Consider the following 13,999-nt stretch of genomic DNA (forward strand, 5'->3'; position numbering starts at 1 on the left):
CCCCGCCACCGCGGCTCCGTCCATAGCGGCTCAGTCCACCGCGGCTCAGTCCACCGCCGTCCCGGCTATCGCTCCGGCGGCAGCGACCGGCTCTCGCCGACCGCCAGCGGCCACAGGTCCGCCGGATCCCGGCCGGTCTCCCGCCAGGCGGCGCGGGCCCGTTCGAGCGGGTCGAGGAGCGGCTCGCCCGACAGCGCGAAGGTGCCCCAGTGCATCGTCGCCATCCGGGCGGCGCCCGCGTCGAGGCAGCCGCGCACGGCCTCCTCCGGGCTGACGTGCGCGTGGGACAGCAGCGCGCGCGGTTCGTAGGCGCCGATCGGCATCAGCGCCAGGTCGATGCCGGGGAAGGCCGCCCCGATCCGCCCGAAGTGCGGCCCGTACGCCGTGTCCCCGGCGAAGTAGACGCGGTGTGCGGGGCCGGTGAGGACCCAGCCGGACCAGAGCGTGCGGCACAGGTCGAAGGGGCCCCGGCGGCTCCAGTGGCGGGCCGGCACGCAGCCGAACACGACGCCGTCGAGCTCCGCCTCCTCCCACCAGTCCAGCTCGGTGACCGTACGGAACCCGCGCCGCCGGAACCATCGGCCGAGCCCGGCGGGCACGAACACCGGTGTCGTGCGCGGGAGCCGGCCGATCGTGGCGGCGTCGAGGTGGTCGTAGTGGCTGTGGCTGATCACCACGGCGTCGACCGGCCCGAGGTCGTCCCACTCCACTCCCGGCGGGGTGAGCCGGCCGCCCGCCCCGAGGATGGCGGACGACCACACGGGATCGGTGAGCACCGTGAGCCCGCCGATCCGGACGACGTAGGTGGCGTGCCCCACCCAGGTGGCCGAGGTCTCGGCCGGACCGGCGTCGAACTCCCGCCGCCGCTCCGGGTGTACGGGGATCAGCGCGGCCTGCGAACGGTCCGGGCGCAGCTTCCCCGCGACGACCGCGGCCAGCATGTCGCGCGGACTCGGCAACGGATCGGCGAGCCGGTGCCGGTACCCGTCGGACCGGTCGCACCGCGCACCGAGCGCCCGCCGGACGACCTCGGGGCCGGTGTCGGGGTCCGACGCGGGGACGGACTCCGGGTCCGACTCGGGGACGGACTCCTGGACAGACTCCGGGACCGTCGGCCCCTTCCCGGTCATCCGGACACCGCCGCCCCGACGGGACGGGCGCCGAGCGTGCGCAGGGCGGCCTTGTCGAGCTTGCCGTTGGGGAGCCGGGGCAGGGCGGTGAGGCGGATCACGCGGTGCACCCGCTCGGCCTCGGGGCGGTCCGCGTCCGCCGCGGCGAGGCGCTCCTCGAGATCCTCCCCCAGCTCCTCCCCGGCCCCGTCCCGCGGCACAACGAACGCGGTCGTCAGCAGCGGGTGCCCGCCGTCGACATCCTCCTCGGACCCGGGGAGGCCGGCCTCCGCGGGCCCGGGGAGTCCGAGCACCGCGCACTCCCGGACGGCGGGGTGGGCCGCGAGTCGGCGCTCCACCCGGCCGGGCGAGACCAGTTCGCCCGCGTGGTGGTAGAGGTCCGCGACCCTGTCGAGGACGAACAGGTCGCCCTCCGGCGAGAGCCGGCCCGCGTCACCGGTGCCGAACCAGCCCTCCGGCCCGGCGGCCGGTGTCACCACGAGCCGTCCTCCGGCGTCCGACGAGACGTAGCCGAGGGCGACGTGCGGGCCGGTGATCTCGATCTCGCCGACCCCGCCGGCCGGCATCTCCTCCCGGGTGGCCAGGTCGACGATCCGGGTCGCGGCCCCCTGCAGGGCGGGGCCGACCGAACCCTCGGGGGCGCCGGCGGCGCCGGCGGAGTGCGCGAGGCCCGCCGTCTCCGTCAGCCCGTACCCCTGGACGAGGGGCGCGCCGAGGGCGGCGGTCAGCCGGGCGGCCGTGGCGGGCGGCAGCGGGAGCCCGCCCGTGCCGACGAGCCGGACGTCCGGCAGGGCGAGGGCCTGCGGCTCGGGGTGTTCGGCGAGGCCGGCCAGCTGGAAGGGCAGGGCGTAGAAGTGGGTGGCCCGCCGCTCCCGGGCCAGCCGGACCGCGCCGACCGGGTCGGGGCCGGCCGCGAGGAGCTGGGTCGCACCGGCGGCGACGGCGGCGTTGAGGTGCATCGGGTGATAGAGCGGCAGCGCGTTGAGCACGACGGCGTCCGCGCCGACGCCGTGCGCCGCGCCGATCTGCCGGGCCCCGGTGAGCAGGTTGCGGTGGCTCAGGGCGACGCCCTTGGGGCGGCCGGTGCTGCCGCTGGTGAACATGATCGCGGCGATGTCGTCGGGACCGACCGGGACGCTCCCGTGCGCCTGCTCCGCGGCGGACTCCGGTGCGGCGGGAGAGGGTACGTCCGGGGCCGCCGCGCCGGGCTCCCGCGCCTCCGTCGCGCCCGGCAGCTCGTCGAAGGTCACCACGGCCTCCAGCGACGGCAGGGCGGCCAGGGCCGGGCCGACCTCGGCCCGTACGCGCGCGGAGAGCACCGCGGCCGCGGCGCCGACGGAGCCGAGCAGCCCCTGCCAGACGGGCGGCGGGAGGAAGGGGTTCACGGGCGCGACGACGTGGCCGCTGCGGGCCACCGCGTAGTAGACGGCGGGGAAGTCGGGTCCGAGGACCGAGGAGACCGCGACGACCTTGCGCCGCCCGGTACCGAGCAGCTCGACGAGGCGGGCGGCGATCGCGTCGACCCGCGCGTCCAGCTCCGCGTACGTCAGGGCGGTGCCCGCGGCTTCCACGGCGAGGTGTCCGCCGGCCCGGCGGGCGGCCTCCCGCGGCAGCGCGCCCAGCAGCACCGGCGCGCCCTCCGAGAACTCAGAACGCTGTACGACCACGATGGCTCCCCCATCCCTTCACCGGCAGGTCCCGGCAGCCTCTCCAGCCGCCCTCGAGCGGGCGTCGAGCGCCGGTGAACAAGGCCCGCCCGAGCGCCCGCCGAGCCGCCGGGGCCAGCCTGCACCCCACGCCCCCGCGCGCCCCGCGCACCCGGCGCCCCGACCGAGGAGCCTCCGTGTCCGCTCAGCAGACCGCCGCCCGCCGCCAGTCACTCCTGGACTTCTACGCCCGCCAGATGCACGCGGCCGACGGCGACGACGTCGACGCGTACGCCGGGACGTTCACCGAGGACACCGTCTTCCGGAGCAACGCGCTGCCGGGCCCGGTCCAGGGCCGGGAGAGGATCCGCGAGGCGACCCGCCGGCTGGGCGAGGCGCGCCGCGCGAGCGGGGTCGTACGGCGGCACCTGCTGACCTCGCTCGCCGTGACCGAGCTGGCGGACGGGGCGCTGGCCACCCGCGGGTACGTGCTCCTGGTGGAGACGGCCCGGGAGGGAGCCCCGCAGGCGTACCTGAGCACGGTCATGGAGGACGAGGTGGTCACGGAGGACGGCGGGTGGCGGGTGCGCCGCCGGGACGTCCTGCGCGACGACCTCCCGCCGCTGGGCTGAACCGGCGGAGCGGACCGGCCGTGGAGCAGGGCGGGGCGGAACCCTCGGAAGGGTTCCGCCCCGCTCCACGTCCCAGGCGCGCGGCCTACTCCGGGACGTGGGCCACCGCACGGGTCCAGCCCGCCCCGGAGCGGGCGATCTTGACGGGGAAGCAGCTGACGGTGAAGCCGAACGAGCTCGGCAGGCTCTCCAGTCCGGCGAGCCGCTCGATCTGGCAGTACTCGATCTCCCGGCCGGCGAAGTGCGCGGGCCACAGCACGTCGTGGTCGCCGGTCTCCTGGAAGGTCTTGATGATGTGCCCGAAGGGGGCGTCCAGGCTGAAGGCGTCCGTGCCGATCACCCGGATGCCCAGGTCGAGCAGGTAGCGCACGGCCGAGCCGTCGAGGCCGGTGAAGTCGGTGAAGTAGCTCTGGGTGCCGACGCGGGCGGCCGCGCCGGTGTCGAGCAGCACGATGTCCAGCGGCTGCGGCTCGTACCCGGTCTCGGCCACCGCCTTGCGCAGCCGGTCGGCGTCGACCGTCCCGGTGCCCGCGTCCCGCAGGTCGAGGACGAAGGCCGGGCGGTGGAACCAGTCGAGCGGCATCTGGTCGATGGTGCGGGGCACCCCGTAGGTGCCGCGCGAGCCGTAGTGGGCGGGCGCGTCCACGTGGGTGCCGGTGTGCGCGGTAAGGGTCAGGAAGTCGTTGGTCAGGAACTCGCCGTCGGGCAGTACGGAGGTGTCGAAGTCGATGCCGAGCACCCGCTTCATGCCGTCGGCCATGTGCCGGGCGCCCTCCTCGGCGGACATGGTCGTGTGGGTCACGGTGTCCGGCTCCCAGAACTCGCTGTCCACCGGCGAGGACAGATCGATCAGCGGCATGGGCACGCTCCTTGGCGCGGGGCCGGCGGCGCCGGCGAAGGGGTCGGAGATCGGAGGTCACGAGTGCGAGGCCGGAGGACCGAGACCACGGACACGGGCCACAGGCCACAGGTCACAGGTCACAGGTCACAGGTCAGGCGATGGCCATCGTCGGGTCCCGGCCTCGCACGCCCCTGGAGGAACCGTGAAACCGGCCGCCCTTCAGAACCGGCCGAGTCCTCTTCGAGCAGGCCCGGCGAGCGTGGTGCCGGCGGCACGGGCCGACCGCGTCTGCCGACCGCCTCACCACCGGAGGGAACCACCATGCCGACCGTCCAGTCAGAGGCCCCCGCCACGGGTGCCCAGCTCGAACTCCGCCACGAGGTCGAGGAGTTCTACGCCCGGCACTTCCAGGCCGGGGACGGGGGCGACGCGGCCGCCTGGGCCGACGGCTTCGCCGTGAACGGCTCCTTCAGCTCCAACGCCCGCCCCGAGCCCGTGGTCTCGCGCGCCGTGATCCTGCCCGCGGTCACCGCGATGTTCGCGGCCCGTACGGCGGAGGGCGTGCAGCACCGGCACATGCTGACCCAGCTGACCGTGGCCCCGCGCGAGGACGGCACCGTCCTGGCCCGCTCGTACGTCCTCGTGGTCTCGACGCCCCGCGAGGGCGGTCCGTCCCTGCTGGCCAGCACCCTCGTCACCGACGTCCTGAACCGCGAGGAGGGCGCCCTGCGCATCCTCAGCCGCCACGTCGACCGCGACGACCTGCCGCCGACCTCCGCGCTCTGACGACACCACGCCACACCGCACCACCCGCCCCGACTCCGTGCCCCGGTCACGCAACCCACCCCGCGACCGGGGCACGGCCATGCCCGCGTCCCGGTGTGGCCGCCGCATGGCCGACGCATGGCCGACGCAAAGGGGCGGGGCCCCGACCACCCTCCGGTGGTCGGGGCCCCGGCCCCTCTACCCTCTACAGCCCCGTTCAGGCGGCGAGAGGCGCGGCCTCGGCGCCGTTGACCAGGTCGAGCAGCAGGGCCGGCGTCTCCGCCTCCGCCACCACGTCGTCGGGCAGCGCGACACCGAGGTCCCGCTCGATCCGCCCGGTCGCCTGGAGCAACGCCAGGGAGTCGTACCCGAGTTCCACGAAGGGGGTGTTGAGGATGTCGCCCCCCAGGTCCACGCCCTCCTCCTCGCCCGCGCACTCACGGAGGATCTGCAGCAGGGTGTCAAGCGTCAGCCGGGCCATGGTGGAAGTCCCTTCCATACAGGTTCTGTTGAGCCTCTTTCAAGAAGATTCTCGGCCGTACTCCTCGACAACCGATCGAGCGGATCTGAACACTCCGCATCCCCGAGCCGTCCGGTGTCGCGCACCGCGAGACCCACGAGATGGGTGCCGTCCAGCGGCAGCGTCGTGAACCGCCAGGCCGGGTCGGCCACCGCCGTGCCGTCGGCCCGGAGCAGCTCGGCCCCGCCCCCGGCCCCGTGCGGGCGGAAGCCGAACGACGTGAACGGAAGCAGCCTCCCCTGCGCCAGGGCCTTGGTGTACGCCTCCTTGAGCACCCAGAGCCGCAGCAGCCGGGGGTTCCGGTCCGCCTCCGGCAGCCGGGCGAGCGCGTCCCGTTCCGACGGGGCGCACATGCGGGGCTCCAGACCCGAGTCGTACAGCCGCCGGCCCGCGCTCTCCACGTCGACGCCGATACCGCCGACGACGGTGACCGCGACGCACAGCAGGTCACCGGTGTGGCTGAGGCTCAGCGCGACCCCGGGCCGGCCGCGCACCAGGGGGCGGCCGGTGAGCCCGTAGGCCAGTTCGATGCCGTCCGGCGGGACCCGAAGCGCCTGCGCCGCCGCGTACTTGAGCAGCAGCCGCCCCGCCGCGAACCGCTCGGCGTCGGCCCCGCGCCGGGCCTCGTACCGCACCCGGTCGTCGCCGAGCAGCGCCCGCAGCCGCCCGGGGGGGACCGGAGCGGGGTGCCACGGCGCGACCCGGGACCAGACGACGGCGGTTCCGCACCGCGCCAGGTCTCCGGCGACGGGCGCCCACGGCCCGGCGGGCCCCGGCACGTGCCGGGGCACGGGCACGACCGCGGGCACGAATCCCGTCACGGGTACGGATACACGTACGGGTTCGGGTACGGGTACGCGTACGGGTTCAGGCACGGGTACGGATACGGGTACGCGCCTCATCCGGCGAGCACCCGGTCGTCGAGGTCGTAGCTGCGGGCCTCCGCGGCCCGGCGCAGGACCTCCTCGCAGAGCTCGGCCTCGACACCGGGCGGAAGCGGCGGGGCGGCCCTGCCGAGCCTGCGCAGGATCCGGTGGAGGGCCACGGCGAGCCAGCCGGGGTCGGCGACTCTCCCGTCCCGGGGGCTCTCCCGCCAGACGCCGAAGCCGGCGGCGGCGGCGAGCAGCAGGGCGTACCTGTCGGTGAGCGGGAACACCCGGGACGGATAGGGACCCGCCCCGAACCTCCCGAGACCGGCGCAGGCCTCCTGGAGACGGACGGTCTCGGCGGCGAGCAGCCCGAGCTGGGCCCGCAGCGTCCGGAGTACGGGATCGTCCCCCGCGAGCCGCTGCTCGCCCGGCGCTCCGGCCAGCAGGGCGCAGAGCCCGTCCCGGCCGTCGGCGGCGGCGAGCACGCCCGGGTCCAGCGGCGGCAGCCCCGGGCCCGGGCGGAAGAGCGCGGCCGGCGGCGGCGCGTCGCCGGTCCAGCGCCCGCTGCCGATCCACCCCAGGTGCTGGGCCATCACGGCCTGGCAGACCACGTTGCCCACATGGCCGAAAGTGACCGTGGGGAAGTCCCTTACGTGCTTCTGGAGGATGGCGTAGTCGCCGTCCCGCGCATGAAAGGCACCGCCCAGGATCACGGAGAGGGCGTTGAGGTTCTCCTCCACCCCGGCCGGGACCAGGTACTTGGCCGCCGCCGCCAGGACCGGGGAGCCGCCCGGCAGCAGGTGCAGGGCCCGGGCGGCGGTGCGCGCCAGGGCGTCGGCGAGCTGGAGGTCGGCGAAGGCGCCCGCGACGGCGGTCCGGGCGTACGAGACCTGCGGCAGCGGACGACTGAAGGGCCGCTGCTCCAGCGCGTACAGGGCCGCGGTGCGCAGGGCGGTGTCGGAGACCCCGATGACCATGGACGGTACGACGGCGTGGATGAGCGGGAAGACGGAGAGGCTGTGGCGGACGCCGCCGCCCCAGGTGCCGAGCAGCGCGGCGCGGGGCAGCGGCCGCTCGGTGAACTCCAGGCTGCCGACGCGCAGTCCGCGCATCCCCGTGGCCCCGCGGGTCCCGGCGCGGCGCACCCGCGCGCCGGCGAGGGTGGCCTCGTCGAGGAGGAAGAGCGAGTGCCCGGCCCCGTCGCTCCCGCCGGCGCCCTCGCTCCCGCCGGTCCGGGCGAAGGCGACGACCAGCTGGGCGTCCTGCGCGTTGTGGACCGCGCGTTTGCGGCCGTCGAGCAGATAGCCGTCCGGGGTGCGCCGGGCCCGCAGCTCGTCGCTGACGAAGTCGTTCCCGTGGGCGAAGCGTTGGTAGGCGATGGTGGCGCGGCCCCCGGCGAGCAGGACCTCGGCGGTTCTCGCCCGCTGGTCGTCGTCACCGAAGGCCCAGACCGCGGTGGCGGCCATGAAGGAGGTGAGCGCGCTGCCCACGCCCAGGGCGGCGTCGCGGCGGAACAGGGCGCGCAGGACGGGCCCGAGCTCGTCGGTGCCGCGCAGCCGGCCTCCGAGGGAGGCCGGCACGAACTCGGCGTTCAGACCGAGGCGGTCGTAGAGCGCGAGGCCCGCCGGGGGAAGGACGCGCTCCTCGTCGAAGGCGAGCACCGCGCCCCAGCCGACCGGGTTGGCGGGATCGCGGGGATCCCCGAGCGCGGCCTCGACAGCCCCGATCCGGGCCCCGACCGGCATCACCGACCCGACAGGGACCGCCGGACCGACAGGGACCGCCGGACCGGGCGGGACCGCCGGACCGACCGAGCCGACCCGTCCGCCCGGAGCCGTCGCCGTCACCGACCCGACAGGGACCGCCGGGCCGGGCCCGCCCGCCGTGCCCATCGGGTCACGCCCGGGCGGCCTCGGCGTACGCCTTGGCGTGCCGAAGCGTGGTGGAGCTGTTCGTGCCGAGGGCGTGGCGCACCAGGGCCCTGGCGTCGGCGAAGGTCGCGCTCTCGCCGAGGGCCTGCCGGACACCGGCCGGGTCCAGGGTCACGGTGTGCCAGGAGGTGGCCGTGACCTCGTCGCCGTGCTGGACGACGGTCCAGCGGCCGGTGTGGCCGGCCATGACCGGCGGCACCTTCAGCTGCTTGTAGACGAGCAGTCCGCGCTCGGGGAAGCTCACGCGTACGGAACGGGTGTTGTGCAGGGAGCCGTCGGGGCTGCGGGTGTCCATGTCGAGGACCTGGACGCCGCCGTCCTCCTCGGTGAAGCGCGTGGCGGCGACGTGCGGCAGGCGCTCGGGCCACAGGTCGGCCCGGTCGAGGAAGGCGTACACGTCACGGGCGGAGCCCTTGATCCGCTCGCTGTCGCTGAAGGTGAACGTCAGCTCGTTCCCCTCAGCACCCTCGCCGCCCTCACCGCCCCCGGCGGCCGCGGCGGCCTGCTCGGCGGTCTCGCGCAGGGCGGCCAGCTCCTTCACGCTGTTGGTCTCGACGGCCCGGGCCACCCACTCGGCCGCATCGGCCTCGTCGTCCACGACGGAGTAGTCGTGCAGCAGCACCACCCGGCAGCCGCCGGCCGGCTCGGCCTCGATCCGCCACTCGCCGCCCATCGCGGCGACCGGGGCCGAGGAGACCACCTGGCGGAAGACGATCGAGTGCGCGGTCCGGTCCAGGGTGCGCCGGGAGGCCCAGGAGCGGACCTCGCCGTTGGCGAAGGCCCAGATGCGCAGGGACTGCTCGGCGCCGTCGTCCCGGGTCACCTCGGCGTACACGGTGGGTCCGAACACCTGGGGCCACCGCGTCACGTCCGCCACCAGGGCGAAGACCTCCTCGGGCGGGGCTGCGACGACGGTCTCGTGCCGGGTGACATGGATGGTCGGGGCGGTGGTGGACAAGGCGGTCTTCCTTCCGGTGGCGGGGGCCGGCGCCGTCGCTGGGGGCGGCGCCGGGAGGAGGGGCCGGGCGGCCGTGTGCCGTGTGCGGCTCAGTAGTTGCCGAGGCCGCCGCAGACGTTGAGGGCCTGCGCGGTGATCGACGCGGCGGTGTCGGAGGCGAGGTAGCCGACGAGGCCCGCGACCTCCTCCGGGGTGGAGTAGCGGCCGAGCGGGATCTTCGCCTGGAAGCGCTCCAGGACCTGCTCCTCGGTGGTGCCCCAGTGGTCGGCGTACCCCTGGCGCACCCGGCCCGCCATGGGCGTCTCGACGTAGCCGGGGCAGACCGCGTTGACGGTGATGCCGGCCCGGGCCTGGGCGAGCTCCAGGCCGAGGGCCTTGGTGAAGCCGACGACGCCGTGCTTGGAGGCGGAGTACGGGGCGGCGAGGACGACGCCCTGCTTGCCGCCGGTGGAGGCGATGCTGATGATCCGGCCGGCTCCGCGCTCCAGCATGCCGCCGGTGGTGAGGGCCTCGCGGGTCAGCCGGAAGACGGCGTTGAGATTGGTCTCGATGACGTCCTCCCACAGCTCGTCGGAGAGTTCGGCGGTGATTCCGCCGCCGCCCCGGCCCGCGTTGTTGACGAGGACGTGCAGCGGGCCGAAGCGGTCCACGGCGGCCCGGACCACGTCCTTGGCGTCCTGCTTGGAGGTGACGTCGGCGCGGACGCCGTCGGCCTCGTGGCCGGCGCTCCGCAGCTTGTCGACGACGGCGTCGACGTCGGCCTCGTTGCGGGAGCAGACGAAGACCGCGTGCCCCTGCTCGGCGAGGAGCTCGGCGCAGGCCAGACCGATCCCGCTGGTGCCGCCGGTGATGAGGGCTACGCGGCGCCCGCTGTTGCTGTCCATCTCTGGTCCTCTCGCTCTCGCTTGGAAGGGGTGGAAGGGGTGGAGGGGGTGGAAGGGGTGGAGGCGGTCGCGGCTGCCGAGGGGGCGAGGGCCGGGTCGGCGGCGGCCGGGGCCCGATGCCCGAGCCGGTGCCCGCGATCCCGCAACTTGCCCGCCGCCACGGCCAGTTGCTCGCTGTCGAGCTGTGCACCCGCCCGCATCGGGGAGAGGGGCACGACGGCCGACCCGTTCCGTTTGACGGCGGGATGGCGGCGGGCGAGCATGGAGAGCCCCTGTCCCGGGCCCGCCTCGACGAGGAGGACGGGGCCGCCTCCGACGGGCCCGTCGGCGTCGAGGAGATGGCTGAGCGCCGGTCCGAAGAGAACGGTTCTGGCCGGCTGCATCGCCCAGAACCCCGGGTCGCTCAGCTGCGGTTCGGCCAGCGGGCGTGTGGTGTACCCGGAGACCACGACGGTCCGCGGCGCCCTGTAGGCGATCCGCTCGTACGCGCTCCGGGTGCTCGCGCACGCCGACTCGACGGAGGGGCTGTGGAAGCCGGTGGTGGCCCTCGCCCGCATCCAGGTCAGCGCACCGGCGTCCAGGGCGTCGGTGACGGCGGACAGCTGGGGCTCCGGTCCGGCGATCATCACCTGGGCGGGCGCGTTGACCGCGCCGATCACGACCTGCGAGGTGAGCCAGGGCCTGAGCAGCGCCGGACTCGCGCCCACCGCGACCATCCCGCCGCGCGGCGCCCCGGCGAGCGCCCGCACCCGGGTTTCGAGCGCGGCGACCGCGTCGGGCAGGTTCATGATCCCGGCGAGGACGGCGGCCGCGTACTCGCCCGCGCTGTGTCCGACGAGGGCGACGGGCCGGACGCCCCAGGAGGCGAGCAGGGTGCCGTAGGCCACGTCGAGGGCGAAGAGCAGGGGCTGGGCGCGGGTGACGTCGTCGATCTCCACGAGGGGGCGCTCGGCGAGCCAGTCGTCCCGGATCCGGCGGCCCTCGGCGCCGAGGAGGCCGAGGACCTCGTCGACGACCCGGGTGAAGACGGCCTCGGTGCCGTAGAGGCCGTGGGCCATGCCGGAGTACTGGGATCCCTGCCCGGGCAGCATCAGGACGACGGGGGTGGGCGCCACGACGTCCACGGGACCCACCGGATCCAGGGAACCCACCGGGTCCACGGAACCCACCGGATTCAGGGAGCCCACCGCGTCCAGGGAGCCCACCTGCTCAAGGGAACCCACCAGGTCAAGGGAACCCACCAGGTCAAGGGCCTCCGCGGCCCCCATGGCCTCCACGCGGCCGGGCGCCGCCCCGTTCACCGGGTGCTCCCGCGCAGGACGACGGCGCTGTTGAAGCCGCCGTGGCCACGCGCGACGACCAGGGCAGTACGGAGCCGGGCCTCGCGGGCGGAGCCGGTGACCAGGTCGAGTCCGTACGAGGGGTCGGGGGCCTCGACGTACGGGGTCGGCGGGATGACGCCGTCGCGGAGGGCGAGCAGCGCGGTGGCCGTGTCGAGGGAGCCGCCGCCGGCGAAGAGCCGTCCGGTGCCGGCCTTCGGGGCGGTGACGGGCACCCCGCGCTCGCCGAAGACCGCGGCGAGCGCCTCGGCCTCGGCCCGGTCCTGGGCGGGTACGCCGGAGGCGTCGGCGAAGACGACGTCCACGTCGGCGGGGGCAGCCCCGGCGTCCGCGAGGGCGGCGCGGATCGCCCGCTCCAGGCCGGGGGGCCGTCCGGAGCCGGGCTTCGGGTCGAGGGTGGCCGCGTATCCGGCGATCTCCCCGTACACCTGGTGGGCGCCTCGGGCGCGGGCCGCTTCGGCCTCCTCGACGACGAGGAGCGCCCCGCCCTCGCCGGGCACGTAGCCGGAGGCCTCGGCGGAGAACGGCAGGTAGGCGCGGTCGGGGTCGTCGACGCGGCTCAGCAGGCCGGTCGCGATCTGGGCGACCCAGCCCCACGGGCAGAGCGCCCCGTCGACGCCGCCGGAGACGACGAGTCCGGTGCCGCGGCGCAGCCGGCGCCGGGCGTGGCCGAGCGCGTCGATGCCGCTCGCCTGGTCGGACACGAGGACGCCGCTGGGGCCGCGCAGCCCGTGCCGGATGGATATCTGGCCGGTGTTGACGGCGTAGAACCAGGCGAAGGACTGGTAGGCGGAGACGTACTCCTTGCCCTTGCTCCACAGGTTCTGGAGCTCGCGGTGGCCGAACTCGACGCCGCCGCCGGAGGCGCCGGTGATGACGCCCATGCCGTACTCGTCGAGCGCGGCGGTGTCGACGGCCGCGTCGGCGAGCGCCTCGTCGGCGGCCTTCAGGGCGAGCCGGGTCATGTGGTCGGTCTGCGGGATCAGCCTGCTGGGCAGGTGCTCGGCGGCGTCGAAGCCGTCGACCTCGCCGGCGATCCGGGTGGGGTACTGCGAGGCGTCGAAGCGGGTGAGGGGGCCGAGGCCGCCCCGTCCGTCGAGCGCTGCCTTCCAGTAGGCCTCGACGCCCAGGCCGTTGGGCGCGGTGACGCCGATACCGGTCACTACCGCGGTCACGGGTTCCTCCTGTCGGGGTCGGCGAGGACCATCGCGGTCTGGAAGCCGCCGAAGCCGCTGCCGACGCTCAGGACGACGTCGGTACGGTGGTCGCGTGCGGTCAGCGGCACGTAGTCCAGGTCGCAGTCGGGGTCGGGGGTGTGGAGGTTGGCGGTGGGCGGGACCACGTCGTGCTCGATGGCGAGCGCGCAGGCCGCGATCTCCAGGGCGCCGATGGCGCCGAGCGAGTGCCCGATCATCGACTTGATGGAGCTGACGGGGACGTCGTAGGCGTGGGCGCCGAGGCTCCGCTTGAAGGCGGCGGTCTCGTGGCGGTCGTTCATCTTGGTGCTGGAGCCGTGCGCGTTGACGTAGTCGACGGCGTCCGGGGAGATGCGGGCCTCGCCGAGGGCGCGGTCGATGGCCTCGGCCATCTCCCGTCCGTCGGGCTTGAGTCCGGTCATGTGGTACGCGTTGCAGCGCGAGGCGTAGCCCGCGATCTCGGCGTAGATGTGGGCGTTCCTGCGCCGGGCGCTCTCCAGCTCCTCCAGGACGAGGACGGCCGCGCCCTCGCCGAGGACGAGGCCGTTGCGGGTGAGGTCGAAGGGGCGGGAGGCGGCGCCGGGCTCGTCGTTGCGCGGCGTGGTGGCGTGGATGGCGTCGAAGCAGGCGGAGGTGATCGGGGAGATCGGGGCCTCCGTCGCTCCGGCGATCATCACGTCGGCGCTGCCCTCGCGGATGAGTTCGGCCGCGTGGCCGAGGGCGTCGAGGCCGGAGGTGCAGCCGGTGGAGACGACGGCGGAGGGGCCCTCGGCGCCGGCCTGCCAGGCGAGTTCGGCCACCATGGAGCTGGGCACGAAGTGGCGGTAGAGGTCGGCGACCGCGTACTCGTGGTCGACCTCCCACTTCCGTCCGCCATCGCTGACGACGACGTACTCGCGCTCCAGGCTGGTGGTGCAGCCGACCGCGTTGCCCAGGGTGGAGCCGATCCGGCCGGGGTCGTGGGCGGAGAGGTCGAGGCCGCTGTCGGCGAGCGCCTCCCGCGCGCTGACGACCGCGAACTGGGCGGCCCGGTCGAGCCGCCGGATCTCCTGGGGGCTGAGCCCGGCGGCCCGCGGGTCGAAGTCGACCTCGGCGGCGAGCCGGGAGCGGAACGGCGAGGCGTCGAAGTGGGTGATGGTGCGGGTGGCGGAGCGGCCCGCGGTCAGCAGCTCCCAGTAGGCCTTGACGCCGACCCCGCCCGGAGCGACGGCCCCGATGCCGGTGATGACGACTCTGCGGGTCACCGGCGCACCGCCGCTCGGCTGCGGAGCGCCTCGGCGGCTCCTC

Annotated in this window: 13 protein-coding genes; 2 read left to right on the forward strand and 11 right to left on the reverse strand. The window is 75.3% G+C overall.

The features are described 5' to 3' along the window. Window positions 1-65: 65 nt before the first annotated feature. Both OG361_RS11990 and OG361_RS11995 read right to left on the reverse strand, forming a co-directional pair. Entirely contained in the window at window positions 66-1,130 is a 1,065-nt protein-coding gene (locus OG361_RS11990) for an MBL fold metallo-hydrolase (RefSeq protein ID WP_405853306.1), read from the reverse strand. Continuing rightward, window positions 1,127-2,797: a class I adenylate-forming enzyme family protein gene (locus OG361_RS11995; RefSeq protein ID WP_405853307.1), complete on the reverse strand. Its 1,671-nt coding sequence runs from the start codon at window positions 2,795-2,797 to the stop codon at window positions 1,127-1,129. The genes OG361_RS11990 and OG361_RS11995 overlap by 4 nt, the downstream gene beginning before the upstream one ends. A 176-nt stretch (window positions 2,798-2,973) precedes the next feature. On the opposite strand from OG361_RS11995, the gene OG361_RS12000 reads away from it, so the two are divergent. Beyond that, window positions 2,974-3,408, forward strand: coding sequence for a nuclear transport factor 2 family protein (locus OG361_RS12000; protein ID WP_405853308.1), 435 nt, complete (start codon window positions 2,974-2,976; stop codon window positions 3,406-3,408). 85 nt (window positions 3,409-3,493) lie between these two features. On the opposite strand, the gene OG361_RS12005 is transcribed toward OG361_RS12000, so the two are convergent. After that, window positions 3,494-4,267 carry a cyclase family protein gene (locus tag OG361_RS12005; protein ID WP_405853309.1) on the reverse strand — a complete coding sequence of 258 codons (774 nt, stop codon included), beginning with the start codon at window positions 4,265-4,267 and terminating at the stop codon, window positions 3,494-3,496. Window positions 4,268-4,570: 303 nt separating this feature from the next. On the opposite strand from OG361_RS12005, the gene OG361_RS12010 reads away from it, so the two are divergent. Further along, the gene (locus OG361_RS12010) at window positions 4,571-5,035 is read left to right on the forward strand and encodes a nuclear transport factor 2 family protein (protein ID WP_405853310.1); all 465 of its coding nucleotides are present in this window, start codon (window positions 4,571-4,573) and stop codon (window positions 5,033-5,035) included. A gap of 196 nt (window positions 5,036-5,231) precedes the next feature. Here OG361_RS12010 and OG361_RS12015 read toward each other — a convergent pair whose 3' ends face one another. The 8 genes from OG361_RS12015 to OG361_RS12050 form a co-directional block, all read right to left on the reverse strand. Then, a complete protein-coding gene (locus OG361_RS12015; protein WP_405853311.1) occupies window positions 5,232-5,495 on the reverse strand; it encodes an acyl carrier protein in 264 nt (87 codons plus the stop codon). Then, window positions 5,483-6,355: a 4'-phosphopantetheinyl transferase family protein gene (locus tag OG361_RS12020; RefSeq protein WP_405853312.1), complete on the reverse strand. Its 873-nt coding sequence runs from the start codon at window positions 6,353-6,355 to the stop codon at window positions 5,483-5,485. The genes OG361_RS12015 and OG361_RS12020 overlap by 13 nt, the downstream gene beginning before the upstream one ends. A gap of 77 nt (window positions 6,356-6,432) precedes the next feature. Next, the gene (locus OG361_RS12025; RefSeq protein WP_405853313.1) at window positions 6,433-8,148 is read right to left on the reverse strand and encodes an acyl-CoA dehydrogenase family protein; all 1,716 of its coding nucleotides are present in this window, start codon (window positions 8,146-8,148) and stop codon (window positions 6,433-6,435) included. 151 nt (window positions 8,149-8,299) lie between these two features. Beyond that, entirely contained in the window at window positions 8,300-9,292 is a 993-nt protein-coding gene (locus OG361_RS12030; protein ID WP_405853314.1) for an aromatase/cyclase, read from the reverse strand. Between the two features lie 89 nt (window positions 9,293-9,381). Next, a complete protein-coding gene (gene fabG / locus OG361_RS12035) occupies window positions 9,382-10,176 on the reverse strand; it encodes a 3-oxoacyl-ACP reductase FabG (protein ID WP_405853315.1) in 795 nt (264 codons plus the stop codon). Further along, on the reverse strand, window positions 10,149-11,477 hold the full coding sequence (locus OG361_RS12040; protein WP_405853316.1) for an acyltransferase domain-containing protein: 1,329 nt from the start codon (window positions 11,475-11,477) through the stop codon (window positions 10,149-10,151). The genes fabG and OG361_RS12040 overlap by 28 nt, the downstream gene beginning before the upstream one ends. Then, on the reverse strand, window positions 11,474-12,691 hold the full coding sequence (locus OG361_RS12045; protein ID WP_405853317.1) for a ketosynthase chain-length factor: 1,218 nt from the start codon (window positions 12,689-12,691) through the stop codon (window positions 11,474-11,476). The genes OG361_RS12040 and OG361_RS12045 overlap by 4 nt, the downstream gene beginning before the upstream one ends. Next, the gene (locus OG361_RS12050; protein WP_405853318.1) at window positions 12,688-13,956 is read right to left on the reverse strand and encodes a beta-ketoacyl-[acyl-carrier-protein] synthase family protein; all 1,269 of its coding nucleotides are present in this window, start codon (window positions 13,954-13,956) and stop codon (window positions 12,688-12,690) included. Before OG361_RS12050 ends, OG361_RS12045 begins: the two co-directional genes overlap by 4 nt. Window positions 13,957-13,999: the final 43 nt, after the last annotated feature.

This window comes from Streptomyces sp. NBC_00090 (genome assembly GCF_045160815.1).
Lineage (GTDB): Bacteria > Actinomycetota > Actinomycetes > Streptomycetales > Streptomycetaceae > Streptomyces.

What these genes read in the sequence shown, in the direction of transcription:
- OG361_RS12010 (WP_405853310.1), top strand. Translation starts at nt 4,571, where the DNA reads ATGCCGACCGTCCAGTCAGAGGCCCCCGCCACGGGTGCCCAGCTCGAA.
- OG361_RS11990 (WP_405853306.1), bottom strand. Translation starts at nt 1,130, where the DNA reads ATGACCGGGAAGGGGCCGACGGTCCCGGAGTCTGTCCAGGAGTCCGTC.
- OG361_RS12005 (WP_405853309.1), bottom strand. Translation starts at nt 4,267, where the DNA reads ATGCCGCTGATCGATCTGTCCTCGCCGGTGGACAGCGAGTTCTGGGAG.
- OG361_RS12025 (WP_405853313.1), bottom strand. Translation starts at nt 8,148, where the DNA reads ATGCCGGTCGGGGCCCGGATCGGGGCTGTCGAGGCCGCGCTCGGGGAT.
- OG361_RS12015 (WP_405853311.1), bottom strand. Translation starts at nt 5,495, where the DNA reads ATGGCCCGGCTGACGCTTGACACCCTGCTGCAGATCCTCCGTGAGTGC.
- fabG (WP_405853315.1), bottom strand. Translation starts at nt 10,176, where the DNA reads ATGGACAGCAACAGCGGGCGCCGCGTAGCCCTCATCACCGGCGGCACC.